The 26,513-nt window shown below is 67.0% G+C and carries 18 protein-coding genes; 8 read left to right on the forward strand and 10 right to left on the reverse strand.

The features are described from left to right. Positions 1-218: 218 nt before the first annotated feature. Positions 219-881, forward strand: a complete 663-nt coding sequence (locus tag PWS46_RS06035; RefSeq protein WP_434619385.1) for a phasin family protein — start codon at positions 219-221, stop codon at positions 879-881. A 112-nt stretch (positions 882-993) separates the two neighbouring features. Here PWS46_RS06035 and PWS46_RS06040 read toward each other — a convergent pair whose 3' ends face one another. Together PWS46_RS06040 and PWS46_RS06045 are read right to left on the reverse strand one after the other, a co-directional pair. Beyond that, positions 994-1,836 carry a 23S rRNA (adenine(2030)-N(6))-methyltransferase RlmJ gene (locus tag PWS46_RS06040; protein WP_434619388.1) on the reverse strand — a complete coding sequence of 281 codons (843 nt, stop codon included), beginning with the start codon at positions 1,834-1,836 and terminating at the stop codon, positions 994-996. A gap of 72 nt (positions 1,837-1,908) precedes the next feature. Continuing rightward, the gene (locus tag PWS46_RS06045; protein ID WP_434619391.1) at positions 1,909-2,511 is read right to left on the reverse strand and encodes a transglycosylase SLT domain-containing protein; all 603 of its coding nucleotides are present in this window, start codon (positions 2,509-2,511) and stop codon (positions 1,909-1,911) included. Between the two features lie 669 nt (positions 2,512-3,180). Here PWS46_RS06045 and PWS46_RS06050 point away from each other — a divergent pair. After that, the gene (locus tag PWS46_RS06050) at positions 3,181-4,536 is read left to right on the forward strand and encodes a tetratricopeptide repeat protein (RefSeq protein ID WP_434619394.1); all 1,356 of its coding nucleotides are present in this window, start codon (positions 3,181-3,183) and stop codon (positions 4,534-4,536) included. Positions 4,537-4,551: 15 nt separating this feature from the next. Here PWS46_RS06050 and PWS46_RS06055 read toward each other — a convergent pair whose 3' ends face one another. From PWS46_RS06055 to PWS46_RS06070, 4 genes are all read right to left on the reverse strand, one after another. Continuing rightward, positions 4,552-6,042: a hypothetical protein gene (locus tag PWS46_RS06055; RefSeq protein ID WP_434619396.1), complete on the reverse strand. Its 1,491-nt coding sequence runs from the start codon at positions 6,040-6,042 to the stop codon at positions 4,552-4,554. 106 nt (positions 6,043-6,148) lie between these two features. Next, complete coding sequence (locus PWS46_RS06060) at positions 6,149-6,358, reverse strand: anti-sigma factor family protein (RefSeq protein ID WP_434619399.1); 210 nt, start codon at positions 6,356-6,358, stop codon at positions 6,149-6,151. 749 nt (positions 6,359-7,107) lie between these two features. Further along, the gene (locus PWS46_RS06065) at positions 7,108-7,581 is read right to left on the reverse strand and encodes a sigma-70 family RNA polymerase sigma factor (protein WP_434619402.1); all 474 of its coding nucleotides are present in this window, start codon (positions 7,579-7,581) and stop codon (positions 7,108-7,110) included. Between the two features lie 470 nt (positions 7,582-8,051). Then, complete coding sequence (locus PWS46_RS06070; RefSeq protein WP_434619405.1) at positions 8,052-8,498, reverse strand: GNAT family N-acetyltransferase; 447 nt, start codon at positions 8,496-8,498, stop codon at positions 8,052-8,054. Between the two features lie 242 nt (positions 8,499-8,740). Between PWS46_RS06070 and PWS46_RS06075 the strand changes: the two genes are divergently transcribed. The 6 genes from PWS46_RS06075 (at position 8,741) to PWS46_RS06100 (ending at position 16,881) form a co-directional block, all read left to right on the forward strand. After that, positions 8,741-11,239: a glycogen/starch/alpha-glucan phosphorylase gene (locus PWS46_RS06075; RefSeq protein WP_434619408.1), complete on the forward strand. Its 2,499-nt coding sequence runs from the start codon at positions 8,741-8,743 to the stop codon at positions 11,237-11,239. 278 nt (positions 11,240-11,517) lie between these two features. Further along, positions 11,518-12,558, forward strand: coding sequence for an aspartate-semialdehyde dehydrogenase (locus tag PWS46_RS06080; protein WP_434619411.1), 1,041 nt, complete (start codon positions 11,518-11,520; stop codon positions 12,556-12,558). Between the two features lie 176 nt (positions 12,559-12,734). Further along, positions 12,735-12,980, forward strand: a complete 246-nt coding sequence (locus PWS46_RS06085; RefSeq protein ID WP_434619414.1) for a phage tail protein — start codon at positions 12,735-12,737, stop codon at positions 12,978-12,980. 151 nt (positions 12,981-13,131) lie between these two features. After that, entirely contained in the window at positions 13,132-14,739 is a 1,608-nt protein-coding gene (locus tag PWS46_RS06090; protein WP_109075712.1) for a peptide chain release factor 3, read from the forward strand. Between the two features lie 197 nt (positions 14,740-14,936). Continuing rightward, on the forward strand, positions 14,937-16,508 hold the full coding sequence (locus PWS46_RS06095; RefSeq protein ID WP_434619417.1) for a sensor histidine kinase: 1,572 nt from the start codon (positions 14,937-14,939) through the stop codon (positions 16,506-16,508). Then, positions 16,501-16,881, forward strand: coding sequence for a response regulator (locus PWS46_RS06100; RefSeq protein WP_434619420.1), 381 nt, complete (start codon positions 16,501-16,503; stop codon positions 16,879-16,881). The genes PWS46_RS06095 and PWS46_RS06100 overlap by 8 nt, the downstream gene beginning before the upstream one ends. Positions 16,882-16,890: 9 nt before the next feature. On the opposite strand, the gene PWS46_RS06105 is transcribed toward PWS46_RS06100, so the two are convergent. The 4 genes from PWS46_RS06105 to PWS46_RS06120 all read right to left on the reverse strand — a co-directional run bounded on the left by PWS46_RS06105 (position 16,891) and on the right by PWS46_RS06120 (position 26,307). Then, a complete protein-coding gene (locus tag PWS46_RS06105; RefSeq protein ID WP_434619423.1) occupies positions 16,891-17,829 on the reverse strand; it encodes a transglutaminase family protein in 939 nt (312 codons plus the stop codon). A gap of 4 nt (positions 17,830-17,833) precedes the next feature. Continuing rightward, positions 17,834-20,395 (reverse strand): circularly permuted type 2 ATP-grasp protein, encoded by a 2,562-nt coding sequence (locus PWS46_RS06110; protein WP_434619426.1) that lies wholly within the window; start codon positions 20,393-20,395, stop codon positions 17,834-17,836. Positions 20,396-20,673: 278 nt separating this feature from the next. Beyond that, a complete protein-coding gene (locus PWS46_RS06115) occupies positions 20,674-22,710 on the reverse strand; it encodes a di-heme-cytochrome C peroxidase (RefSeq protein WP_434619429.1) in 2,037 nt (678 codons plus the stop codon). 243 nt (positions 22,711-22,953) lie between these two features. Next, positions 22,954-26,307 carry a DUF2126 domain-containing protein gene (locus PWS46_RS06120; RefSeq protein WP_434619432.1) on the reverse strand — a complete coding sequence of 1,118 codons (3,354 nt, stop codon included), beginning with the start codon at positions 26,305-26,307 and terminating at the stop codon, positions 22,954-22,956. Positions 26,308-26,513 lie beyond the last annotated feature (206 nt).

Below are 26,513 nucleotides of genomic sequence, written 5' to 3' on the forward strand. Positions count from 1 at the left end.
GACAAATATATTAAGAACGGTTTCATCTATAAGACACTAAGGTTTCAAAGCACCGCATACCTCGAAAGAAGGGGTGTGCGGTGATTATTTTGCGTCCTGGAACGTTCTGCTTGCTGGGTGTTATAGGACTCAACGCGTGCGGCGGTGCAGCAAAATGACCGACGCGAGCTTTGGGAAGAAGCGTCCACCCGGACGAACGTATTCGAGGAGCATCCCGCATGGCTATGGACAAGGACACCACGACCAGCGCGCGTGAAACCGCCGACCGTGCGAAAGGCACGGTGGAGGACATGACCCGAGCCGGAGAGGCCACCACCCGCCGCGCCGCAGATGCCGCCCGCTCGATGGGTGAGAACGCGGCGGAGACCGGCCGGCAGGCCGCCGAGGCCGGTGCAGATGCCGGTCAGAAGGCAATGGGGGTGGGTGCCGACATGACCCGCCGCGGTGCCGAGACCGCCGGAACCATGATGAACAAGGCCACCGATGTCGCCGGCCGCACGACCGAGCAGCTCCAGCGTGCGCTGGGCCTGTCGAAGGAGGCGCAGGGCGAGGTCGCCAGCCAGACCCGCGAAACAATGGACGTCATGGTCCAGTGCGGCAGCGTTCTCGCCGACGGCTGGCAGAATGCCTGGCGCGAATGGATGGGGCTGGCGCAGGACGTCGCCTCACGCAACGCCGAGGGGATGAATGCGCTGATGCGCAGCCGGTCCGTCCCCGATTTCTACGCGGCGCAGAGCCGCATGCTGAAGGACAACATGCAGATGGTCCTCAGCCGCAGCGTCAAGATCTCGGAGATGTCGGCGAGCACTGCGAACACGGCGATGGGCAAGCTGAATGCCCGTCTGGAAGGTGCGGCGCAGCAGACGGAACGCCGCTTCTGAGCGACTTGTTCCCTGCATCGGCACGCCATCGATAACGAACGGTCTCCATCCTGACTGAACCCCGGCCCGCAAGGACCGGGGTTTTTTCTGCCCCGGATTTGCGGCCGTGCCGCTATGACGCTTCAGGCGCGAGCCAGCTCACCGCCGCCCCGCCGCCGGTGGAGGGCAGGGCGCGGTGCAGCGCCGGCAGCATCTCCCTCAGCGTCTCGTCGAGCTTCCAAGGCGGATTGACGATCAGCAGACCGGAGCCGTTCAGCCGCAGGTGGGTGTCCTCGGGGTGCCAGGTCAGTTCGGCGATCAGCACCTTCGGGATGCCGGTCTTCTCCACCGCATCCTGGAACCGCCAGACCGCCGCACGCTCCTTGATCGGATACCACAGGGCGAAGATGCCGGTGGACCAGCGGCGGTGCGCCTGCGCCAGCCCCTCGGCCATGCGGGCGAACTCGTCGGGTTGCTCGAAGGGGGGATCGATCAGGACCAGCCCACGCTTCTCCTTGGGCGGAAGATGGGCTTTCAGCGCGGTATAGGCATCGGATTGGTGGACGGCGACGGAGCGGTCGCCGGTGAACTCCGCCTTCAGACTGACGGCGTCGTCGGGGTGCAGTTCGACCAGCACCATGCGGTCCTGCGGGCGAAGCGCGGCGCGGGCGATTCGCGGGGAGCCGGGATACCAGCGCAGGGTGCCGTCGGGATTCAGCGCCTGGACGGCATCCAGGTAGGGAGCGAGCGCCGGATGGGGCAGAGTATGGCCGAACAGCCGGCCGATGCCCTCGTCGCTCTCACCGGTCTTGCGGGCCGCTTCGGAGGTCAGGTCGTAGCGGCCGATGCCAGCATGGGTGTCCAGCACGCAGAATGGTGCCGGCTTGGCGCGCAGATGATCCAGGATCAGCGCCAGCACGGCGTGCTTCATCACGTCGGCCGGGTTGCCGGCGTGGAAGATGTGGCGGTAGTTCATGCGTCGGGGTTTACCCGATCACGCCCCGCGGCGCCAGCGCTGTTGCCGAGGCGGTCGATCGAGTTGGACGGATCAGTTGATCGCCGCGACCTGCTGGGCATTGTGGAAGCTGCGGCGGGTGCGCGGGGCGACGCTGACGGGATCGGTGTCCTCGCAGCGGGAGGAGGCCAGCAGCTTGGCGCTCTGCGTGTCCAGTTCGGCCAGGCTCTGCCAGATCTTGCAGACATAGGCCTGGGCACGGCGGCCCGAGCTGCCGTTGTAGCGGGCCAGGGCGGTCTTCCAGTTGCCTTCCTCGCCATGGAAACGGACGAGGAGCTGGCCGGCGTAGAACACGTTGTCGCGCGGCTCGACGATCTTTTCCAGAGGCTGGAACTCGCCCCGGTGGCTGGCGACCGACAGCTGCATGCAGCCGACATAGGTGTTGGAGCGAAGCTGGCCGCGGTGGTCGCGAAGGTGACGGGCGGCGTCACTGACGTTGCGGGCGTAATAGGGACGGCCCTGCACGCTCATGGCGAAGGGGTGGGGCGCGCCGTCCTGGCCGCTTTCGACCAGTGCGATGGCCACCAGCATGCCCGACGGAATGCCGAGCTTCTGTTCGGCTTCCACCGCGTGGGTGACGCAGCTTTCCTTGGAAACGGTCTGGGCCTGGGCAGTTCCGGAGACGGTGAGCGCCACCAGGGGAGCCGTCAGCAGTCCCGCAGCCAGTGCGAAGCGTCCACACGCTGTGGCGCCTACGCGCTGATTTCGTCCCCGCATCCCAAACCTCCTTCTGCTGTCGCCCCGTGTTCTACGGCGGCTGTTTGACCCCCCGCGCGGGGCCGTTGTTCCGGTCACCGAGTCGCTTACGGCGACCGCCTCCTACCCAGATGTTCAGCGCCTCCCAATCGGGCGCCGCGGCAACACTTCCAAAAATTTGACCCATCGTCAACCCGCTTGCACCCTGGTAATACCACAGCTTTCGTCCGTCAGATGTCACGCCGGCCCGCCGGACGGACGGCTTAGGCGCTTCGGCCGGGGCTATAAGCCATTGAATCGCCACATTTGCCGGCAAAATCGATTGGGGTGACCCCGCTGCCCCACCTGCACCTTCGGACGGGGAACAAAAAAGGGGCTACTGCGACCGCGTGTCGCCCGAATCACACTTCGGAAGGATTTTCGCGCACCCCTTGCGCAGCGCAGCATGTTGGGGCAGTAAACTCCGCCGCCCTGTTTCCCTGGACTCGGTTCCCTGGGCCAAGTCGGTGCCGCAGCGACGCCCGGGACGGCCCGATGGCGAACGGTGGCGGGCTGTCCGGGCCGGCGGCATTCCCCTGGTCGAAGCCCGCGATCAGAGGAACTTCATCCGTGTCCGCGGATCCCTCCATCGGCGAAGAGTCGCAAATCTACAATCTCGATCAAATGTTCCGGTTCGGTTACGACCGGCTCTATGCAGGGGATAATGCCGGGGCCGCGCGCGCCTTTCGCGCCGGCGTCGCCGTCGACCCCGCCCATGCGGAGGCATGGTCCGCACTTGCGGAAGCCGGCGGCGGGACCGATGCGGCCGGTCGGGCCGCGGCCTGTTTCCGGCGCGCAATCACTCTGGAACCCGGTAATTGGGGCTGGCGGCTGATGCTGGGCGATGCCTTGCGGCGGTGCGGCGAAACCGATGCTGCGCACGCGTTGTTCCAGTCCCTTGCGGCGGAACGAAGCGATTCGGCGCAGGCCCGACTCGGATTGGCCCGCTGCCTTGCCGCTGCCGGCCGCCACGCCGAGGCGCTGGAGGAGTACCGGGAGGCGGTGGCACTGCGCCCCAACGACCGCGATGCCGTCCTCGCGCTGGCGGAAGCGCTGGCCACGGCGGGGGATGCGCTGGCGGCGGTCGAGCTGCTGCAGCCGCTGGCGCGGCGGCTGGAGGAGGATGCATCGGTCCATCACGCGCTGGGCCGCAGCTGGCTTGCCCTGCGTGAGCCGGCCAAGGCGCTGGCCGCGCTTCGCCATGCCGGAAAGGTCGCCGAAGGGGACGAGGCGGCGGCGATCGAACGCCTGATCGCGGCGCTGGCAGCCGGGGAGGGCACCGATCTGTCCGCCTCCTATGTCCGCGCCCTGTTCGACCGCTATGCCGACCGCTTCGACCAGGATCTGGTCGGCAAGCTCGGCTACACGGCACCCGAACTGCTGCGGTCAGCGGTCGACCGCGTTGCGCCCGCCGCTGCGGGGCTGCGCATCCTCGATCTCGGTTGCGGCACCGGGCTGGCGGGCGTCGCCTTCAAGCCGCTGGCGTCCCGGCTTGCGGGAGTCGATCTGTCGCCGCGGATGGTCGAGAAGGCGCGTCAACGCCGGCTCTACGACGAGTTGACCGTGGGCGATGTCGTGGAGGCGATGGAGCGGACGCCCGGCGGCTGGGACCTGCTGGTCGCCGCCGACGTGCTGGTCTACATCGGTGACCTCGTTCCCGTATTCGCGGCGGCGGCCCGCGCCCTTCCGCCGGGGGGGTATTTCGCCGCCACCGTGGAACGCCTGCCGGGTGAACCGGCTGCGCCAACCGGCGCTACCTTCGCACTCGGCGCGACACGCCGATACGCCCATTCCGAACCGTATGTGCGGGTGACGGCGGAAGCGGCCGGCTTCCTCATCCGCCTGATGGAGCCCTGCAGCCCGCGGCGGGAAAAGGGAATTCCCGTCCCCGGTCTGCTGTTCGTGGCGGAGCGGGCGGCGCGGTAGCGATCCGGTTGCGGGTCAGATCGCCTGCGTGTAGCGGCCGGTGTCGCCGGGCAGGCACCAGCGTGCATGCAGTTGCCCCTTGGCGTCGAAGCTGCAGGCGATCCAACCGGAGTGGTACAGCAGGCGCCGGCCACCCTCGGCGAAGGGCGGCATCTCGAACCGGTGGGCGGGCAGGGGATGGTCGGGGCGGGTCGCCAGCGGCTCCGCCAGCCGCGATCGCCATCCCGCTGCCGGGCCGGTGGTCGTGGTGAAGCGCGGCGTGTAGAGCTGCCACATCTCCAGTCCGCCGCCGCGGAGCACGCCCCGCGCGCCTGCTCCACCGGCTGTTCCCCCGGAGGCGACCGTGATGCGGCAGCCGCTGCGCCGGGAGAAATCGGCCAATGTGCGGACCATCCGCTCCCATTCGGCATGACGGCCCGGTGCCGCCCAGTGATCGGAGAACCGGCTGCGCAGTCGGGAGGGGAGCACGCCGCCCAGCCGGTCGGGCAGGACGGCGGCCGGGGTCAGCAGCGGCGCTCCGCTGACCAGGATCAGGTGCCGGCAGGCGGTAAAGCGGTCGAGCCAGTCCGGAAGCATGCTCCAGCCCCGTTCCGACAGCATGCGCCGGCCGTTGCGGTCGCTCCAGCTGTCGAGCGTCAGCAAACCGACTTCGCCCATGGTGAAGCCCTGGGCCAGCGTTCCGCATTCCGATCCCCACAGGCAGTCGGGCGGGCCGTCGGCGACGGATCCGGTCTGGAAAAGCTGGACCTGCCGGCGGGTCGCCGCGAACAGTGGGCGCAGGCTGCGCGAGGCGGCGTCGCCCTCCTCCCGGCCGCCCCAGGCGCCGGCGAGCAGCCGGCCGAGATCGCTACCGTCCCACACCATCACCGAGGGGATCGACGCCAGCGCCGACGCCGCGGCGGCACCGCTCCAGGCCCGCAGCATGCGGTCGAATCCGGCGGTCATCAGTTCTTCCGCCACGCCGGGCAGCGCGGGACCAAGCCGGCGGGAAGCGTCGGACAGCAGGGCATTCGCCTGGGGAGAGGCGGCCGTCACCGCATCGCCGTCGATCTGCCCGCCGGCCTGGACCATCAGGTGATAGCGGTCGGCGGAGTGGCGGGCCAGCAGATCGGACCAGAGAGCCGGTGAGGCACCGGTTGGGGATTCGGCATCCGGCGTGCCACTGCTGGTCATTCCGCTTCCGTAAAGAATGGCCATGCGCGGGAGTGAATGACGACCCGGAACGACCACGGTCCAGCGGGCGCCGTCGGGAAAGCCATAGGTGACGTCGGTGTCGCGCAGGCCACGCGGGACGGCGAAGTCGAAGCGCCAGACCTGGCGATGGCGCCAGTGCGTCAGGTGGCGGGGCGGAACGGGCAGGGTGACGCCGTCCACCCGCAGGTCGTCGGGCTCGACCTCGCCGTCCAGAACGAACAGCGCCGACAGCCACCAACGGTCGCGCTGCTCACCACGGAAATACAGGATGGGACCAAGCAGGATGCTCGGTTCCGCTCGTCTCGGCGCCATGCTTCATCCGTCCGAACCGGCCCTTCCCCCAAAGATGGGCCTGTCGCATGCAATAGCGCAAGGCGCCGCCGGACGGCGAAAAAATATCGCGCTCCGGAACGGACGATCAGCCGTTCCGCTTGCGCAACAGCTCGAGCATTCGGGGCGGCACCTCTTCGTTCAGGACCGGGTCGTACAGGCGGTGAAGCTCCTCCACATGCTGGCGGTGCTGGGCCAGCAGCGCCTTTGCGTCGGGATCGCTCTCGACCACGCTCTCGAATTCGGCGCGCTCCCGCTCGTCCAGGGCGCCATCCAGATAGGCGTTGATATCGGTCATCGTCACACGCTTCATCTCTGTCGTTCCCGGATGGGTCGCCGGGGTTCTCCCCTGGGACACGATCAACCGTGACACGTCCGGTGGCCCCGCCGTTCCCGGAATGCTCGGCCGATAGGACGCCTACCCCATCTTATGGGCATGATCCTCGGCCATACCAGTCCGACAAACGGCGCGATCACTGCTCACTTTCGAGGCGAGCAAACCGCCACAGCCATCCTCTTTCGCGTCGCCCGGCCAAGTAACAGGCCGGTGCAGCCGATTGTTCCGGTTTCCGTTGGTGCGGAACGCCGCGCAATAGGGACTGTTGTGATTGTGCAACTCACCCCTACCGCGTCCCGACAGGGTTGCCGAAGAAGGAGAATAGCTATGGCTCCGTAACCGTCGGAAACCGGACTTGCCTATGGCGGCAGCGGCGAGCAGCGCGACAAGGTGGCCCATATCACCGGTGGCGACAGCGGCATCGGTCGTGCCGTCGCCGTGCCGTACGCCTCTGGCAACCGGACGAGATGGCGCCGGTCTATGTGTTCCCTCCATCCGACGACTCTTCTTACCGTCGGGGCAGGTGCTGCCTCCGAACGGCGGCACGGTGAAGAATGCTTGATCTGGCTGGCTGTCGGGAGGAAGGGCGCCCACCGCGCCGGGCCGATGAGAAAATGCCGAAATGAAAAGCCCCCGCGCAGGTGGCGCGGGGGCTTTCCAATCGTGGAGTGTTCGCATTTGGCCGGCGGGCCATCAGGAAAGATGTCGGATCAGGCGGTCATCAGGTTGTTCAGCCGCTCCCGCGCACGGCACAGGCGGGACCGGATGGTGCCGATCGACACGTTAAGCGTCTCGGCCGCTTCCTGATAGGGACGCCCTTCGATGGCGACCAGCTTCACGACTTTGCGCTGGCTGGGGGTGAGGGAGGAAAAGGCACGGTCGACGTCGCGGAAGACCAGACGCGACATCTGCGCCGCGTCCACCGACATGGCGCCGTCCCACAGCTCCACCTTGGTCACATGGCGGTCACGCTGCAGGTTGTTGAAATGCAGGTTCTTCAGCATGGTGGTCAGCCACGCCTGCATATTCGTGCCGGGTTCGAAACGATGCTGGCGCGACAGGGCGCGGGCCAGGCAGTCCTGCAGCAGGTCCTCTGCGGCGTTGGCGTCACGGGTCAGCTTGCAGGCATAGCGCTGCAGGTTCGGCATGCAGCGGATCAGTTCGTTTTCGAACGAGTACGGCATGGTCTTTCCTTCCTCCACGGTCTGTGTACGTCTCCCGCCGGCCGCGTTAGCGGCGGCGCCCATCGCGGTCGAGAGCGGGGCGCCGGGCGGGGACGGCATTGGGCTTTCCGGCGCGCAATGGCGGCGCCACCGGTTCGAAGGGCTGACAGTGTCTTTTGCGGTCTTGAGCGCTCAGCAGGCCCTGGCGATGGTCCCCAGGGCGTTCGTGAGCCGGCCCGTCATCCGATGCGGGTCGGTGGCCCCTGCGGGGGTGTTGCGGAACGATCCGGTCGGCGGTGGCGTCATTGAGAAGGTCCCGTTGTTGCCCGTCGTTGATCGTGTCGGGAGCTAAACGCGCCGCCCGCCGTGGATGTTCCACCGCAGGATCCGGAAAGAGTGACATCGGTGGCAGATTGCGGAGATTTCGGTCCCGTCTCCGCTTGCCGGGCTTACCACCATCGAACGCGCCCGCCGATGCGCCGGCGCAACACTCAGCCGTTGGAAAACAGCGGCTTTTCCAGGCGCAGCGCCGCCATTCCATCCTCGTAGTAATCTGGATATTCCGCGAAGCGGCGATAGCCCGCCGCGGTGTAGAGCGCGATGGCGGCGGCATTGTCCGCCCGCACCTCCAGCCTCATTCCACGGCAGCCATGGGCGGCGGCGGACTCCTCCAGCGCCGTCAGCAGCCGGCGGCCGATTCCCTGTCCGCGATCGCCGGGCGCCACCGCGAAGGAGGTCAGCCGGGCGAAGCGCGTGCCGGCATGGAAGCCGACCACCCCATAGGCAAGTGGCGGTCCCTGCACATTCGGCACTTGGCGGCATGCCACCTGCACCACACCTTTTGCCTTCCGGATCGCATAGCGGAAGTTGCGCTGCGTCATCCGGTCGGTCGGGAAACTTCGCTCCTCGATCGCCAGCAGCGCGGGAATGTCGGCCAATTCGGCGTGACGGATGGCGATGCATGCTGCATTGCAGTGGACAGGATCGGATTCGTGAAGCATCGTTGACGGGAAAAAGGGGAGGGGACGACAGCCTACTCCCTTTTACCACAGCGAAACGATGGTGCGTTCCATCTGGGGAAAGCTTTGCTTAACCAACAGGGCAGACACTTCCCCCATGATTGGAGCGCCGCCCTTCCAGCCGCCCGCTCCTATTGGCCTTTCACGCAGAAAGTCAGGACATGGACGCTCGGTTTAAATCTCGCGACATCGAACGCCGCAGCCTTGATGTCGATGGCCTCAAACGGTCGTTCCTGGAATGGCTGGTCTATTCGGTCGGCAAGGATGCACGCGCCGCCACGCGCCGCGACTGGTTCCACACCGTGGCGCTGGCCGTTCGCGACCGTGTCGTCGACCGCTGGATGGACACGACCCGCAGCTATTACCAGGAAGACGCCAAGCGCGTTTACTACCTGTCCCTGGAATTCCTGATCGGGCGCCTGCTGACCAACAGCCTGTCGAACCTGGGCATCATGGACGAATGCCGCCAGGCGCTCGACCGCCTCGGCCTGTCGATGGACGACGTGGTCGATGCCGAGCCGGACGCGGCGCTGGGCAACGGCGGCCTCGGCCGGCTGGCCGCCTGCTTCCTCGACAGCATGGCGTCGCAGGGCCTGCCCGGCTACGGCTACGGCATCCGCTACGAGTTCGGCCTGTTCGAGCAGCGGTTCGAGAACGGCTGGCAGGTCGAGTACCCCGAGCAGTGGCTGCAATTCGGCAACCCGTGGGAGTTCGCCCGTCCGGAGGTGCTGTACCCGGTCCAGTTCTATGGCCGCGTCGAGGAGTTCCGCGACAGCGTCGGCGAACGCGCCTATCGCTGGGTCGATGCCGACCGCGTGCTGGCGATGGCCTATGACACGCCGGTCGTCGGCTTCGGCGGCGAGACGATCAACACGCTGCGCCTGTGGTCGGCCCGCGCCACCCGCGATTTCAACTTCGGCCACTTCAACGACGGCGCCTATATGAAGGCGGTCGAGCAGAAGATCCTGTCGGAGAATCTCAGCCGCGTCCTCTATCCCAACGACGCGACGGAGACCGGCAAGGAACTGCGGTTGAAGCAGGAGTATTTCTTCACCTCCGCCTCGCTGCAGGACATCCTGCGCCGCTATCTGCAGCACCACTCCACCTTCGACAATCTGCCCAACAAGGCGGCGATCCAGCTGAACGACACCCACCCGGCCATCGGCATCGCCGAACTGATGCGCCTGCTGGTCGATCAGCACGCCCTGCGCTGGGACGATGCGTGGGAAATCACCCGCGCCACCTTCGCCTACACCAACCACACCCTGCTGCCCGAGGCGCTGGAAGCCTGGCCGGTTCGGATGATCGAGCGGGTGCTGCCGCGCCACATGCAGATCATCTACGAGATCAACGCCAAGTTCCTGAACCGCACCAACGCGAAGGCGGAGGGCGACAACGCCAGGCTGTCGCGCCTGTCGCTGATCGACGAGCGCGGCGAACGACGGGTCCGCATGGGCAACCTCGCCTTCCTCGGCTCGCACAAGGTCAACGGCGTGTCGGCCCTGCACACCGAGCTGATGAAGCAGACGGTGTTCGCCGACTTCCATCAGGAATTCCCGGACCGCATCAACAACAAGACCAACGGCATCACCCCGCGCCGCTGGCTGAAGCAGGCCAACCCGGCCCTGTCTGAGCTGATCACCACCCGCATCGGCGAGGGCTGGATCTCCGACCTGTCGCAGATCGCGGCGCTGCGCGAGAAGGCCGACGACGTGGTGTTCCGCGAGGAGTTCCGCCGGGCCAAGCGCAAGAACAAGAAGCGACTGGCCGCCTACATCGCCCGCCAGACCGGCGAGGAGGTGCTGGTCGACAGCATCTTCGACGTCCAGGTCAAGCGCATGCACGAGTACAAGCGCCAGCTGCTGAACGTCCTGCACACCATCGCGCTCTACAACGAGATGCGCGACAACCCGACGGTCAGCTGGGTGCCGGTGACCAAGGTGTTCGCCGGTAAGGCGGCGCCGTCCTACCACATGGCCAAGCTGATCATCAAACTGATCAACGACGTCGCCAAGGTGGTGAACCACGACCCGGCGGTGCATGACAACCTGAAGGTCGTGCTGCTGCCGAACTACAACGTCACCGCGGCTGAGATCATCATCCCCGCCGCCGACCTGTCGGAGCAGATCTCCACCGCCGGCATGGAGGCATCGGGCACCGGCAACATGAAGCTGGCCCTGAACGGCGCGCTGACCATCGGCACGCTGGACGGCGCCAACGTCGAGATCCGCGAGCATGTCGGGCCGGACAATATCTTCATCTTCGGCATGACCGCGGAGGAGGTGAACGACCTGCGCGTCAGCGGCGGCTTCAACCCGCGCGAGGTGATCGCGTCGAACCCCAGCCTGAAGCGGGCGCTCGACATGATCTCCACCGGTGCCTTCTCGCCGGACGACCGCAACCGCTACCACCCGATCGTCCAGGCGTTGACAGACGGCGGCGACCATTTCCTGGTGACGGCGGACTTCGCCGACTATTGCCGGGCGCAGGACGCGGCGATGCAACTGTACCGCGATCCGGAGGAATGGACCCGCAAGGCCATCCTGAACACCGCCAACATGGGCTGGTTCTCGTCCGACCGTACGGTCAACGAGTACGCCCAGGAGATCTGGGACGTACACCCGGTGAAACCGAGCCATGACGGCGACGGGTTCCGGTAACTTTGGAATGGGTGAATGCGCAGGCGCTTTACAATGCCTGCGCATTCGGATAAGAAGGCCCCATGAACCGCAAGGCCATCACCACCACTACGACCAAAAAAGCGACTCGCTTCGGCGGGATGCGGCGTGGTGCGTGCTGATCGGATCGACCAGCGTTTCTTCCACGAGGCAGGCCCCGCCGGACAACGGACGGGGCCTCGTCGTATCCGGGGTCCGCTGTCCGAACGACCGATAGGCCGGTCCGATCAACAGTGCGATAGACAGGACGGAACCCCGCCATGAGCAGCAACAACGCCTCCGCTTCTTCCAAGTCCCTCCGCGTCGCCGTGGTCGGCGCCACCGGCGCCGTCGGCCGCGAGATGGTCAAGGTCCTGCACGACCGCAGCTTCCCGGTCGCCGAGCTCGGCCTGTTCGCCTCCGAGCGTTCCGCCGGCAAGGTGCAGGAGACCCCCTACGGCGCCCTGACCCTGCAGGCCTTCGACGCCGCGGTGGTCAAGGGCTATGACGTTGTCCTGCTGGCGGTGTCGGGCGACTTCGCCAAGGCGCACGCCAAGGATCTGGCCTCGGCCGGCGCGCTGGTGATCGACAACAGCTCGGCCTTCCGCTACGACGCCGACATCCCGCTGATCGTTCCGGAAATCAACGCCCACGTCTTCCGCGAGGCGTACGCCGCCGGCTCCCGTCTGGTCGCCAACCCGAACTGCACCACGGCCATCGCCGTCGTCGCGCTTGGGCCGCTGCACAAGGCCTTCGGCATCAAGCGCGCCATCGTCTCCACCTATCAGGCCACCAGCGGCGCCGGTGCCGAGGGCATGGCCGAGCTGGAGGAGCAGACGCGCAACCAGCTGGACGGCAAGCCCGTCACCAACAGCGTGTTCCGCCACCCGATCCCCTTCAACCTGATCCCCCAGATCGATGCCTTCCAGGAGAACGGCTACACGAAGGAGGAGATGAAGGTGACGTGGGAGACGCGGAAGATCATGGAGGTCCCGGACCTGCTGGTCAGCTGCACCGCCGTCCGCATCCCGACCTACCGCGCCCACTCCGAAGCCATCACGCTGGAAACGATCCAGCCGGTCACGCCGGATGCCGCCCGCGCCGTCCTGGCCGATGCCGCCGGCGTGAAGGTGGTGGACGATCCGGCCAACGGCGCCTACCCGATGCCGCTGAACGCCACCGGCCAGTATGACGTCGAAGTCGGCCGCATCCGCACCAACCTGGTGTTCGGCGACCATGGCCTGGACCTGTTCGTCTGCGGCGACCAGCTGCTGAAGGGCGCCGCCCTGAACGCGGTGCAGATCGCCGAACTGGCTCTTTGACCTGTTGATGCTTCGCGGGGTGGGGAACCGCCCCGCGAATTTTTCGGTACGGGCAAAGCAGCATTGATTTGCCGATTGCGCATGCTTTATTGCGCGAATCATCATACGCCCGACAGCGCTACGGGCATTCGGGGTTGACCCGATTTTCCGTCGCCGTCGCATCCAGACACGAGGCGATGATGGACTATCTTATCAGTGACGTCATTCTGGTTGGCTGCAATTTCGTCCCAGTGGGCTTTCTGCCCTGCGACGGCAGCATCCTGCCGATCCAGCAATACGCAGCGCTCTATTCCCTGATCGGCAACCAATATGGCGGCGACGGCATCAAGACCTTCGCCCTGCCGAACCTGAAGGGCAAGGAGCCGCTCGCCGGACTCCATTACGTCATCTGCAACGACGGGATCTATCCGCAGCGTCCGTGAGCGGCCGGCGTCCGACGGCCGGGTGGCGGAACGCTCTGGAATCCGCCCGGCGCTGCTGCTATCTAAACAACGGGGGCCGATGGGCGTATTTCGCCTGTCGGCCCCTTTCGCCGTTATCACGATCACCTTCTCTTGTCACGGGACTTAGCGCATGTCCGAACTTCAGGACGCCGTCTCCCGCCGTCGGACCTTCGCCATCATCGCGCACCCCGACGCCGGTAAGACCACGCTCACGGAAAAGCTGCTGCTGTTCGGTGGCGCCATCCAGATGGCCGGCGCCGTCAAGGCCCGCGGCGAGCAGCGGCGCGCCAAGTCGGACTGGATGAAGGTGGAGCGCGAGCGCGGCATTTCGGTGACCGCCTCCGTCATGACCTTCGACTTCGACGGGCGCACCTTCAACCTGCTCGATACGCCGGGCCACGAGGACTTCTCGGAGGACACCTATCGCACGCTGACCGCGGTCGACAGCGCGGTCATGGTGATCGACGGCGCCAAGGGCATCGAGGCGCAGACGCTGAAGCTGTTCGAGGTCTGCCGTCTGCGCGACGTGCCGATCATGACCTTCTGCAACAAGATGGACCGCGAGGCGCGCGACCCCTTCGACCTGATCTCGGAGATCGAGAGCGCGCTGGCGCTGGAGGTCACGCCGGCCAGCTGGCCGATCGGCATGGGCCGCGACTTCCTCGGCTGCTACGACCTGATCCGCGACCGGCTGATCCTGATGGACCGCAGCAAGGGCGACGAGATCGACGAGGGCATCGAGTGCAACGGCCTGGACGATCCCCGTCTGGACGAACTGCTGCCCGCCCACGCCGTCGCCAAGCTGCGCGAAGAGGTGGAGATGGCGCGCGGCCTGATGCCGGCCTTCGACCTGGAGGCCTATCGCGCCGGCCATCTGACGCCGATCTACTTCGGCTCCGCCATCAACAATTTCGGCGTGCGTGAGCTGCTGTCCGGTCTGGCGGAGAATGCGCCGCCGCCGCGCCCGCAGCCGGCCGATCCGCGCACCGTCCAGCCGGACGAGGACAAGGTCACCGGCTTCGTGTTCAAGGTCCAGGCCAACATGGACCCGAACCATCGCGACCGCATCGCCTTCGTCCGCCTCTGCTCCGGCCGCTACAAGCGCGGCGCGAAGCTGAAGCACATCCGCTCCGGCAAGCTGATGGCGGTGAACAACGCCGTGCTGTTCCTGGCCCGCGACCGCGAGGTGGCGGAAGAGGCGTGGCCCGGCGACATCATGGGCATCCCCAACCACGGCAGCCTTCGCATCGGCGATACGCTGACGGAGGGCGAGGATCTGCGCTTCACCGGCGTGCCCAGCTTCGCGCCGGAACTGCTGCAGCGCGTCCGTCCGGACGATCCGATGCGGGTGAAGCATCTGCGTAAGGCGCTGGAGCATTTTGCCGAAGAGGGCGCCTCCCAGGTGTTCAAGCCGCTGACCGGCGCCGACTGGGTCGTCGGTGTCGTCGGCCAGCTGCAGTTCGAGGTGCTGGCCTCACGAATCGAAGCGGAATACGGCATCGCTGCCCGATTCGAAGGGGCCGGTCTGGATGCCGCCCGCTGGGTCGAGACCGACGACAAGGTGCAGCTGGAAAAGTTCATCGAGCTGAACCGCTCGGCGCTGGCGGAGGATCATGACGGCGCCCTGGTGTTCCTGGCCCGCAACGCCTGGCACCTGAACCGCGCGCAGGAGGATTTCCCGGCGCTGCGCTTCCTGAAGACCCGCGAGCAGAACCGCAAGGTCCACACGGCGGCCTGATGCCGGCGCCCGCCCGCCCTGGTGCACACCGGCGCGGGCGGGCGTCCTTTCCCGAGAAAATCCTGTAAAGTTTCCCGAACCGGACTGACGGCTTGACGGCGTCGGTCCGGTGGCGGACCTTGTGCGGACGTGCATAATGGTTTCGACACTGAAGCGATGGCCTCCGTCGGACGGGTATGGTCGGAAAAGAGGCGGACATGGCAACGGGATTGGACGAGCTTCTGGATAGCAGCGGATTCATCCCCCACGGGGTCTGCCTGCTCTGGCGCCCCGACATCCTGATGCTGCATGTCGCGTCCGACATTCTGATCGGCCTGTCCTATTTCTCGATCCCGGTGGCCTTGATCTATTTTGTCATGCGTCGGCGCGATGTGGCCTTCGGTTGGGTGGCTCTGCTGTTCGCGCTGTTCATCATCGCCTGCGGCACGACCCATTTCATGTCGGTCTGGACCCTGTGGACTCCCGACTATGTGCTGGAAGGGCTGGTGAAGGTCATCACCGCCTTGGCGTCGCTGGCGACGGCGGCGGCACTCTGGTGGCTGATGCCGCGCCTGCTGGCGCTTCCCAGCCCGCGCGAACTGGAGGCCAGCAACCGCGCGCTGGCGCAGGAGGTGGCGACACGGCGGGAGATGGAGTCGCGCTATTCCAGCTTCTTCAACAATCTGGCCGAGGCTTTGTTCATTGTCCGTGTCGAACCCGATGGCGAGTTCGCGTTCGAGGCGATCAATCCGGCGCTGGCCCGGGCAACCGGTCTCGATCCGGAACGTCTGCGCGGCAAGCGTGTCGGCGATGCGCTGGGTTCGGAGGTGGCCGACGCTATCCTTCCCCGTTACACCCAATGCCGCGACCGTGGCGAGAGCATAGATTACGAGGAGACGCTGGACCTGCCGGTCGGTCAGCGCGTCTTCCACACCGTGCTGGTGCCGGTAAAGGACGCCGCCGGACGGGTGATCCAAATCCTCGGCAGCGGCCGTGACGTGACCGAGCGCAAGCGTCTGCAGGAGGAGGTGGTGCAAACCTCCAAGCTGGCGACGCTGGGCACGCTGGCCGCCGGCATGGCGCATGAGATGAGCCAACCGCTGAACGTCATCCGGCTCTGGACCGAAAACACCTTGAACCGCCTGCAGGAAAATCTCCTCGAACCGGCCCGTGCCGAAAAGGCCTTGAAGCTGGTGATCGAGCAGACCGACCGCATGGGCAAGCTGATCGACCATGTCCGCACCTTCGGCCGCCGGGACGGCGGCGGCATGCGGGCCTTCCATCCCGCCAGTTGCGTGCAGAGCGCGGTGGAGCTTGTGCGCCATCAATATGCGCTGGAAGACATCGAGATTCTTGAAAGCGTCGACTCGGCGCAACTACCGGTAACTGGTCGACCGCTTGAATTGGAGCAGGTTATACTCAACCTGTTTTCGAACGCGCGCGATGCCATCGTCGCGTATCGTGCAAATGGTGGGAAGGCGGGACGCATCATGGTGGCAGTCAGCGACGACCCGGACAGACAGAGCGTGGTCATCCAGGTGACCGACGACGGCGGCGGCATCGATCCCACGGTCCTGCCGCAAATCTTCGATCCGTTCTTCACCACCAAGGAGGTCGGGAAGGGTTCCGGCCTTGGCCTGTCGATCGGCTACGGCATCATCGACGGCATGGGCGGCCGGATCGAAGCCCGCAACGTCGACCTGGAGGGCGGAAGCCGCGGCGTCCGCTTCGGCATCACCCTGCCGAGCCAGCCGGTCGCCTCAACCGACAGGGAGGTCTCCCATGCCTGATCCCTTGCACATCCTGATCGCGGAGGACGAGGTGCTGGCGGCGATGGCGCTGGAGGATTTCCTGACCTTCCGGGGCTTCCGCGTGACCGTGGCCGCCAATGGCGTGGAGGCGCTGGAACGCTATGCCCGCGGGCCGGTGCACGCGCTGGTGACCGACCTGCGCATGCCGCGCATGGACGGCCAGACGCTGATCCGGGAAATTCGCGAACGGGATGCGGCCCTGCCGGTGGTGGTGATGACCGGTTACCTGACCCAGGACAGCGACCTGACGCACGAGCGCTGGAAGCCGCTGGAGATCTTCAGCAAGCCGGTCAACCCGCGCACCATCTGCAACACGCTGCACCGCATGCTGGGTTTGCCGCAGGAGGCGTGAGCGGGGTGCTCAGTCTTCCAGCGGTTCCACGTCGACGCTGACGGTCAGGCCGTGGCCGGCGCCGCCGACCAGGACGCCGCGGGCCGGGCTGACATCGTCGTAATCGCGGCCCCAGGCCACGGTGATGAAATCGCGGTTGGCGACGCAGGCGTTGGTCGGGCAGATGTCCAGCCAGCCCTCGGCAGCCCCGCACCAGACCGACGCCCAGGCATGGCTGACGTCGGCGCCGACCAGCCTCGGCTGTCCCGGCGGGGGCAGCGTGCGCAGATAGCCCGAGACATAGCGTGCCGGCAGGCCGACCGCGCGGGCGCAACCGACGGCGATGTGGGCGAAGTCCTGGCAGACGCCGCGACGGTTGCGCATCACGGCCGCCATCGGCGTCGCCACCGTCGTCGCGGTGGGATCGAAGGCGAATTCGCGGTTGATGCGGTTCATCAGGTCAATCGCCGCAGCCACCACCGGACGACCGGGCGTGAAGCTTCCCCGGGCATAATCGAGCAGTTCCGGGCTGGACGCGACGAGCGCGCTGTCGAAGCAGTACTGCGAGATCTCCGCCCCGTCATCCGGTCCGGACAGACCGCGCAGGCTGTCGCGCACCTGTTCCCACGGCTGCGAATCGTTCGGCGCCAGCACCGGCGGTTCGAACACCTCCACCTCGCTTTCCGCAATCACGGAGAAGGTCCGGTGTGGTTCCTGGACCGCGACATAGGTGACGGTGTTGCCGAAATAATCCACCCGTTCGGCCCGCACCGCCGGGGTCGGATCGATGGTCAGCAGACTGCGCCGGATGCGTTGGCGCGGGTGCGGCCGGGCGCACAGATGCAGCAGATGGTGGGAGATCGGCACATCCTCGCCATAGTCGTAGGCGGTGGCGTGGCGCACGCGGTAGCGCGTCGATAGGCCGCCACTGCTGGGGGAGGGGCCGGGAGCGGGGGAAGGGGGCGTCATCGCGTCAGGCCGATCGTGCGAAGGCATGGCTGAAGTAGGCGTGCGCCAGGAAATTGGACACGTCGGGCAGCGACATCGCCAGCGTGTCGAACAGCGTGCGCAGTGTCTCGCTGGATGCCAAGGCGTCCGTGCGTTCCAGGCTGTTGCGCGCGGCGGCGACGATGGCCAGCGCGCCGCCGGTCGGATCCGTCCCGGTGCCGACGCCCTGGCTGGGCAGCGCCCGCATGTGGCGATCCAGCGCGGCGAGCTGGAAAGCCAGCGCGCGGGGGTTCGCCTCCTCCCCCAGCAGCAGGTCGAGCACGGGGGTGCGCAGCACGCTGGTCAGGTGGCGCGCGCGATAGGTCATCACGCTCTCGCCCAGTTCCAGCAGCACCGACAGGGTGGCGGCCTGCACCGGCTCGTCCTCGCGGTCCAGGTCGGCGACATGGACCCCGCGCATCAGCGCGATCATGTGCAGCGACCGCTCGATCCGCCGTCCGATGTCGAGGAAGCGCCAGCCGGCGCCCCGCGTCATGCTTTCCTGCTCCAGGCCGGAGAAGGCTGCCAGCGTGATCATCACGTCGTCCAGCCGCAGCAGCAGCGAGGCCGCGTCCATCCGCCCCTTCGGCGGCTGGGTCTGGCGGTCGATCGCCGACACCACCCGCCACATGTCCATCGACAGGCGGTCGCGCACCGAATAGGCGGTGCGGTGAAGGCGCAGCACCTGGGAGCGCAGGCTGTTGGGATGGTCGGGGTCGCTCACCGCCGCGTGCAGCGCTTCGCGCAGGCCGCGGCTCGCGCCGCTCTCCGTCACCCGCGCCATCTCCGCAGGGATCATGCCGAGCGAGCCGAGCAGGTCGAGCAGCGGGCGAAGCTGCAGATTGGCGCCCGGCATGTTGCTGTCGATCAGCCGGCTCTGGGTGGCGCGCAGCAGGCGCAAAGCCCCCTCCGCCCGTTCCGCATAGCGGCCGAGCCAATAGAGGCCGTCGGCGACGCGGCTGGGCAGGTCGTTGGCGGACGGTCGGGCGCCGCTGGCCGTCGGTTCCGCCGCCAGGGCCGGGCGCGGCTGGGCTGAGGCGACGTCGGCCCGGCGCGGCGCCAGGATCCAGGTGTCCTTGCTGCCGCCGCCGCTCTGCATCGACACCACCAGCCGGCCGGATTCGCTCGACACGCGGGTCAGGCCGCCGGGCATAACGGCATAGCCGCCGCTGGGGGTGGCGCAGAGGAAGACGCGCAGCACCAGCGGGCGCGGCTGCAGCCGGCCATCCTGCCAGACCGGCGCGGTGGAGAGCGCCATCTGCTCCTGTGCCACGAAATACCAGGGGCGGCGCTTGATCCGCTCGACCAGGGCGGAGCGCTCGGCGGCCGACAACTGGGCGCCGAAGATCGGCTCGAAGGACAGCGACGGGAAGGCCGGCTTGACCACCAGCCCGTCGAGATGGTCGATCACATAGGCGCGTTCGGCGTCGTTGCCGCACCACCAGCTGGCGACGCCGGGCAGACGCAGCTCCTCCCCCAGCAGGTGACGGCAGAGCGTCGGCAGCGACGACTTCATCGCCATCGATTCCATCAGTCCGGAGCCGAGCGCGTTGGCCATCACGACGTTGCCGGCCCGCACCGCCTCGATCAGCCCGGCCACGCCCAGCGAGCTGTCGGCGCGCATTTCCAGCGGGTCGGCGAAATCGGCGTCGAGCCGGCGCAGGATCACGTCCACCTGCTCCAACCCCGACAGGGTCTTCAGATAGACCGTCCGGTCACGCACCGTCAGGTCCGCCCCCTCCACCAGCGTCAGGCCGAGGTAGCGGGCGAGATAGACGTGCTCGAAATAGGTTTCGTTGTAGGGGCCCGGAGTCAGCAGCACCACACGCGGCGCCCGTCCGCTGCCGATTGCGCCATTCCGGGGCGCGATCGACAGCAGCGTCTCCTTGAAGGTGTCGAAGAAACCGGTCAGCCGCTCCACCTGGCAATGGCGGAAACTGTCGGGCAGCACCTTGGCGATCACCGCGCGGTTTTCCAGCGCATAGCCGCTGCCGCTCGGCGCCTGGGTGCGGTCGGACAGCACCCACCAGCGCCCGTCGGGCGCGCGGGCGAGGTCGACGGCGTAGAAATGCAGATGGACGTCGTTCGGCACCCGGATGCCGTGGACCGCGCGGCGGAAGCCGGGGTCGGCATGGATCACCGACGGCGGCAGCCGGCCGTACCGGGTCAGCGTCTGCGGCCCGTACAGGTCGGTCAGAATGGCGTTCAACAGCGACGCGCGCTGGATCAGCCCCGATTCGATGGCCTTCCATTCATGGGCCGGCAGCAGAAGCGGCATCATGTCGAGCGGCCACGGCCGCTCCATCCCATTGGGGTCGCCGTAGATGTTGTAGGTGACGCCGTTCTGGTGCAGCAGCCGCCGCGCCTCCTCCCACCGCTGCGCCATCTGTTCGGCGTCGAGGGGGCCGAGCGTGCTCATGAAGGTTTGCCAGTGCGGCCGCAGCCGGCCCTGGCCGTTCACCATCTCGTCATAGACCTGGCCCGAGCCATAGCCGATGGCGTCGGCCTCGCCGAACAGCGATCCCTGGGTGAAAGGGACCGGCGGCATCCCCGACGGGATCACGGATGCCGGCGCGCGGAAAGGCTGATCGGGCTGGGACAAGGTCTGACTGGTGCGTATTGCCTATGAAGGAAGCAACAGTCTGAACGTCCAGGCCCGGCGATGCAAGGCTGGCGGCCCGCCGATCCATCCGAAAGAGGAAAGATTCCGCCCATATCCGTTCGCAGTCGCATGGATCGTCGCCGGCCGTGCCGAAAGAAAAAAGCCGGAGCGCCGCGGATGGCGACGCTCCGGCTTGCCGGATGTTGCGGAAGCCCCGAAAACGATCAAAGCGTCTTCAGATATTCCACCAGTTGCCAGCGCTGGTCGTCGGTCAGCCCGGCGCCGAATTCGTGGCCGCTGTTGTGGTTGCCGGGCTTCGTCGTGTCATAGACGAAGGTGGCGTCCTTGGCGGACGAATCCACGCCGACCTTGACCGGGTCGATGGAGGTGCTGCCCATGCGGAAGGCCACCGACCGCTGCGATGCCGGCAGCAGCATCTCATACAGGTTGGGAACCGACCCGTTGTGCATGAAGGGCGCGGTCGCCCACACGCCGTCCAGCGGACGGGCCTTGTAGGCCAGCAGCTGCTTGATGGTGGCGGCCAGCGCCTCCTCGTCGGCCGTCGCCCCGCCGGAGGTCGACTTCGCCGGAGCGGCAGCCGCCTTCGCCGCACGGCCGCCCGCGGGCACCGCGCCGACGGTCGGCTTGCTCTCGCCGCGGCCGGTCAGGGCGGCGATCACCTTCTGGTGGTCGGCGGTCATCCTGGCGCCTTGCTTCACGAAGGGCGTGGTGTCCAGCGTGCCGCCCGTCGTCTTCGATTCGGGCGACCAGCTGGCCGGTGCGCTGGCGGTCAGCCACGGCGCCGGGGCGTTGTCGCCCTTCAACAGGTCGGCCAGCAGGCCGGGTTCGCGCACCAGATCGCCGAGGATGGCGCCGATCACCGCGTTGGACAGCAGGTTCGCCGCCAGATCGGGGTTCTTCAGCGGCTTGCCGCCCAGCAGCTGCGGCGGCATGGCGACGTTGGCGAGGACGCCGGTATCGACCTGACGGCACAGCGCGTCGACCGCCATCTTCGGATCGGCGGCATAGTTGACCGTCACCATCCCGGCGGAAACGGCGGCGTCGACGCCCTTGGTGCAGATCGTGCCGAAGGCCGCGATCACCGCCTTGGCGTCGTCGGGCTTCGCCCAGTTGAACAGCGGCACCATCTGGATCGGCGCGGTGGTGTAGGTCTGGCCGCGCGGCAGGATGGCGTGGCAGCTCTCGCAGCTTTCCTTGTAGATCGTCTCGCCGGCCGCCGCCTTGACGATGTCGACATTGCCGGCAAGGCTGTCCGGCCACACCGGCGAGCGCAGCTTGCGCAGCTGGTTTTCCATGTCGACCAGATTCTGGCCGCGGACCGTCGACTTGTAATAGTAGTGCGCGGCGTTGGCCGGCGGCTTCAGCGCCACCTTGCCGAACACACCCAGCACCTCGCCGGCATTGCGGCCCAGCGCATCGAAGGCGGTGGCGTTGGGCAGCAGGCCGTTCCACTGCACCCGCGGCTGATGCGGCGCATCCCACAGGAAGGGATAGCTGACCGGGGCGTTCGGCGCGCGGTTGTTCTTGGGCAGATTCAGGTCGATGGCCGAGACCCGGTTGAAGATCATGCCGAAGGCGTCGGTGCGCATCGACCCCCACGGCGTGTCGGGGGTGCTGGCGGCGACGAAGGCGGCGAAGGACTTGTCGAAGGCCTTCAGGTCGTTGTACAGCGCCAGCTTCTGCTGATCGGTGGCGCCGGCGCCCAGAACGCGGGCGGCGAAGGGCTGGAAGGCCGCGTCGCTGGTCACGGTGGTGTGGACCGCGCCGCTCAGCCCGTTGATGAAGCCGTAGAGATCGCCGTTGGTGACCGCGCCGTCGATGCGCATGGTCTTGCCGTTCACCGTCACGTCGCCGGTGTGGCAGGCGGCGCAGGTCATGCCGAACCAGGCGGTCTTGTCGGGATCGGTGTCCTTGACGAAGCCGACCGGCAGCAGTTCGGGATTCCAGCTGCTGGCGGTGCCGGCGGCATAGCCGTAGCGGGTGATGCTCTTGACGAAGGGCTGCTTGGTCTGCGGATCCTCCAGCGCCATGAACCAGTCATAGCGCATGATCTGCGAGCCCTGGGTGGTGTTGTAGTACCACTGGCGCGCCTCGTCCGACCAACCCTGGTCCAGATACCACAGGCCGTTGACCTGGACCGGCGGCTTGACCGGCACCGGGCGGGGCGGCTGCGGCGGCTCGGCGCAGGAGCTGAGCAGCAGCGCGGTGGCCGCCAGCGTCGCGTAGAAGGGAAGTTTCATCCCTGTTGTTCCCTCATCTGGTGTGTGGCGCTTTGGCCTTCGACCGAAGAGGGTAATTCCGATAATCGTTATACGGGTAGTGCTATCGCGTTATGACGCTGAAAAATGGATGACGGACCGGTCATGCGTGAAGCGCCCTCTCCCGGGGCTCTCGGCGGATCATCGATCCGCCTGACGCCGTCAGCACAAACGGAGTTTGTGCGAGAGGCGGGAGAGGGTGTTCATCACCATGGTCGACAGGCTTCACCCCCGCCGCAGATCCAGGGTCATCGGGAATTGCGGGTTGCGCTCCTCCGCCGGGACGTCCATCGGGCCGGGGGTGTGGCCGAAGGGGAAGAAGCGGGCCAGACGTCGGCCCTCCGCCTCGTTGGCGTTGACCGGGAAGGTCTCGTAGTTGCGGCCGCCCGGATGCATGACGTGATAGGTGCAGCCGCCGATCGACCGGCCGGCCCAGCTGTCGAGGATGTCGAAGATCAGCGGGGTGTGGACGGGGATCGTCGGATGCAGGCAGGACGGCGGTTGCCACGCGCGATAGCGCACGCCGCCCACGAACTCGCCCTCCACCCCGGTCGGGATCAGCGGCACGCGCCGGCCGTTGCAGGTGATGACGTGGCGGGCGTCGATCAGGCCGGAGACACGGACCTGTACCCGCTCCACCGAGCTGTCGACATAGCGCACCGTGCCGCCGCCGCCCGGCTCCTCGCCCAGGACGTGCCAGGGCTCCAGCGCCATGCGCAGTTCCATGGTGATGCCGCGCTGGCTGACATGGCCGTAAACCGGGAAGCGGAAATTGAAGTGCGGCGCGAACCAGCCCTCCTCCAGCGGATAGCCGTGGTCTCGCAGATCCTGCAGCACGTCGGCCATGTCCTGCTGGACGAAGTGCGGAAGCATGAAGCGGTCGTGCAGATCCGTTCCCCAGCGCACCAGCTTGCCCTTGTAAGGGTGTTTCCAGAAGCGCGCGACCAGCGCCCGCATCAGAAGCTGTTGGGTCAGGCTCATCTCCGCATGCGGCGGCATCTCGAAGGCGCGGAACTCGACGAGACCGAGGCGGCCGGTGGAGCTGTCCGGCGAATAGAGCTTGTCGATGCAGAACTCCGCCCGGTGGGTGTTGCCCTGCACGTCGACCAGCAGGTTGCGCAGCACACGGTCGACCAGCCAGGGCGGGCAGTTGCCGCTCGCCGCCGCCTGATCGATCTGGTTGAAGGCGATCTCCAGCTCATAGAGCTGGTCGTCGCGCGCCTCGTCCACACGCGGAGCCTGGCTGGTCGGGCCGATGAACAGGCCGGAGAAGACGTAGGACAGGGCAGGGTGGTTCTGCCAGTAAGTGATCAGGCTGCGCAGCAGGTCGGGGCGGCGCAGGAAGGGGCTGTCGGCCGCGGTGGCGCCGCCCATCACCACATGGTTGCCGCCGCCGGTGCCGCAATGGCGCCCGTCGATCATGAACTTCTCCGCCCCCAGGCGGCTTTGGCGCGCATCCTCGTACAGGGCGATGGTGTTGCGCACCAGATCGTCCCAGCTGTGTGCCGGGTGGATGTTCACCTCGATCACGCCGGGGTCGGGGGTGACGGCCATGGAATTCAGGCGCGGGTCCTTCGGCGGCTGATAGCCCTCGATGACGACCGGCATCTCCAGTTCGACCGCCGTCGCCTCGATCTCCGCCAGCATGGCCAAATAGTCTTCCAGCGTGCTCATCGGCGGCATGAACAGGTGCAGGCGGCCGTTGCGCGCCTCGCAGCTCAGGGCGGTGCGCACCACCCACCAGGCGGACTTGCCTTCCTCCGGCAGTTCGTCGCGGATCTCGGCCATGATGCGCTGGCGCTGGGCGATCCTCTTGTCGGTGTGGACGCCGCGGTCGGATTCCTGAACGGCACCGCGAATTTCCTGCCGGCGTTGCACCGGATGAGGGGGAAGCGGGCCGCGATCCTCGAACGGGTCGGTCTCCCAGCCATAGGGATAGTCGGATTTCGACACCCAGGGCAGCGAGCCCAACGGCAGGCGGTAGCCGACCGGACTGTCGCCGGGGATCAGCAGCAGCTTCTCCTGGCGCAGCGGCCAAGTGCTGGACAGCCACACCGGGCCCTGCTGGGTCATGCGCCGATTGATCGGCAGGACGAAGCCCACCGGCTCCGCCAGACCGCGGGTGAAGACGCGGGTCAGACGCTCCCGCTCCTCCTTGTCGTCCAGCCTGCTGTTCAGCGGATCGACGTTGATCGGAAGCTGCGACTCCTTGCGCAGGTAGTGCCAGGGGTCCTCATAGGCGCCGAGCACTAGGTTCGGGTCGAGGCCCAGCCTTTTTGCCAGCGCCATCAGGAACACGCCGGCATCCTGGGCGGTGTGGCCGTAATCGGTGTCCTCGCGCGCCAGCAGGTCGCTGTTCGCCCACAGCGCCTCGCCGTCGCGGCGCCAGTAGAGCGTCATCGCCCAGCGCGGCAGCGATTCGCCGGGATACCATTTGCCCTGGCCGAAATGCAGCAGACCGCCGGGGGCGAAGCGGGCCATCAGCCGGTGGATCAGGTCGGCGGCCATCTTGCGCTTCTGCGGACCGAGCGCGGTGGTGTTCCACTCGGCGCCATCCATGTCGTCGATGGAGACGAAGGTCGGCTCGCCGCCCATGGTCAGGCGGACATCCTCGGCCTTCAGGTCCTCGTCCACCCGGTGGCCCAGCGCTTCGATGGCAGCCCATTGCTGCGGGGTGTAGGGCTTGGTGACGCGTGGCGCCTCATAGATGCGGGTGACCGACATCTCGTGGCCGAATTCGACCTCCGCCTCGTCGACGAGGCCGGAAATGGGGGCGGCGGACGACGCGTCGGGCGTGCAGGCCAGCGGGATGTGACCCTCGCCCGCCAGCAGGCCGGAGGTGGGGTCAAGCCCGACCCAGCCGGCACCGGGCAGGAACACCTCCACCCAGGCATGCAGGTCGGTGAAGTCGCTCTCCGGACCCGACGGGCCGTCCAGCGCCTTCTGATCGGCGGTCAGCTGGATCAGGTAGCCGGAGACGAAGCGGGTGGCCAGCCCGAGGTGACGCAGGATCTGCACCAGCAGCCATGCCGAATCGCGGCAGGAGCCGGTGCGCTTGGTCAGCGTCTCCTCGCAGCTCTGGATGCCGGGCTCCAGCCGGATGACATAGCCGATCTCCTGCTGCAGCCGCTGGTTCACCGCCACCAGGAAGTTGATGGTCGGTGTCTTGTCCCGCGGGATGTCCTTCAGGTAGGCCGCCAGTTCCGGTCCCGGCTCCTCCGTCTCCAGGTACGGGCGCAGTTCGCGCTGCAGCCAGTCTTCGTAGGCGAAGGGGATGTGGCTCGCCTTCTCCTCCAGGAAGAAGTCGAAGGGGTTGATCGCGGCGATCTCGGCGACCAGATCGACCTCGACGATGAACTCGCGCGTCTTTTCCGGAAAGACGAAGCGGGCCTGGAAGTTCGATTGCGGATCCTGCTGCCAGTTCAGGAAATGCTGCTTCGGCGTGACCTTCAGGGAATAGCTGAGGATCGGTGTCCGGCAATGGGGCGCCGGCCGCAACCGGATGATCTGTGGGCCGAGCGACACCGGCCGGTCGTAGCGATAGATCGTCTTATGGTTCAGCGCGACGTGGATCGCCATGGAAAACCCCGCCTCATGCCTGTTCGATGATGTTCGCGCCCCGGTTAGGTCCGGGGTCGCCGGTGCAACGGTAACACCGATGAATCCGAGCCGACAGAGCGCCGCGGCACCGATCCTACCGCAGTTGCGAAAAAGTCACGAAGTTGCGGATGACGCGCGCTGCGGCTTTCTTCCGTTCGCGTTACCCTTTATATCCTAATCGATCG

It is taken from the genome of Azospirillum sp. B2RO_4 (genome assembly GCF_051124815.1).
Classification (GTDB): Bacteria; Pseudomonadota; Alphaproteobacteria; order Azospirillales; family Azospirillaceae; genus Azospirillum.

Excerpts from the sequence above, each read along its gene's own strand:
- PWS46_RS06035 (WP_434619385.1), top strand. The coding sequence starts at position 219 with ATGGCTATGGACAAGGACACCACGACCAGCGCGCGTGAAACCGCCGAC.
- PWS46_RS06040 (WP_434619388.1), bottom strand. The coding sequence starts at position 1,836 with ATGAACTACCGCCACATCTTCCACGCCGGCAACCCGGCCGACGTGATG.
- PWS46_RS06055 (WP_434619396.1), bottom strand. The coding sequence starts at position 6,042 with ATGGCGCCGAGACGAGCGGAACCGAGCATCCTGCTTGGTCCCATCCTG.
- PWS46_RS06060 (WP_434619399.1), bottom strand. The coding sequence starts at position 6,358 with ATGACCGATATCAACGCCTATCTGGATGGCGCCCTGGACGAGCGGGAG.
- PWS46_RS06065 (WP_434619402.1), bottom strand. The coding sequence starts at position 7,581 with ATGCCGTACTCGTTCGAAAACGAACTGATCCGCTGCATGCCGAACCTG.
- PWS46_RS06075 (WP_434619408.1), top strand. The coding sequence starts at position 8,741 with ATGGACGCTCGGTTTAAATCTCGCGACATCGAACGCCGCAGCCTTGAT.
- PWS46_RS06080 (WP_434619411.1), top strand. The coding sequence starts at position 11,518 with ATGAGCAGCAACAACGCCTCCGCTTCTTCCAAGTCCCTCCGCGTCGCC.
- PWS46_RS06085 (WP_434619414.1), top strand. The coding sequence starts at position 12,735 with ATGATGGACTATCTTATCAGTGACGTCATTCTGGTTGGCTGCAATTTC.
- PWS46_RS06090 (WP_109075712.1), top strand. The coding sequence starts at position 13,132 with ATGTCCGAACTTCAGGACGCCGTCTCCCGCCGTCGGACCTTCGCCATC.
- PWS46_RS06095 (WP_434619417.1), top strand. The coding sequence starts at position 14,937 with ATGGCAACGGGATTGGACGAGCTTCTGGATAGCAGCGGATTCATCCCC.
- PWS46_RS06100 (WP_434619420.1), top strand. The coding sequence starts at position 16,501 with ATGCCTGATCCCTTGCACATCCTGATCGCGGAGGACGAGGTGCTGGCG.
- PWS46_RS06105 (WP_434619423.1), bottom strand. The coding sequence starts at position 17,829 with ATGACGCCCCCTTCCCCCGCTCCCGGCCCCTCCCCCAGCAGTGGCGGC.
- PWS46_RS06110 (WP_434619426.1), bottom strand. The coding sequence starts at position 20,395 with ATGCCGCCGGTCCCTTTCACCCAGGGATCGCTGTTCGGCGAGGCCGAC.
- PWS46_RS06115 (WP_434619429.1), bottom strand. The coding sequence starts at position 22,710 with ATGAAACTTCCCTTCTACGCGACGCTGGCGGCCACCGCGCTGCTGCTC.
- PWS46_RS06120 (WP_434619432.1), bottom strand. The coding sequence starts at position 26,307 with ATGGCGATCCACGTCGCGCTGAACCATAAGACGATCTATCGCTACGAC.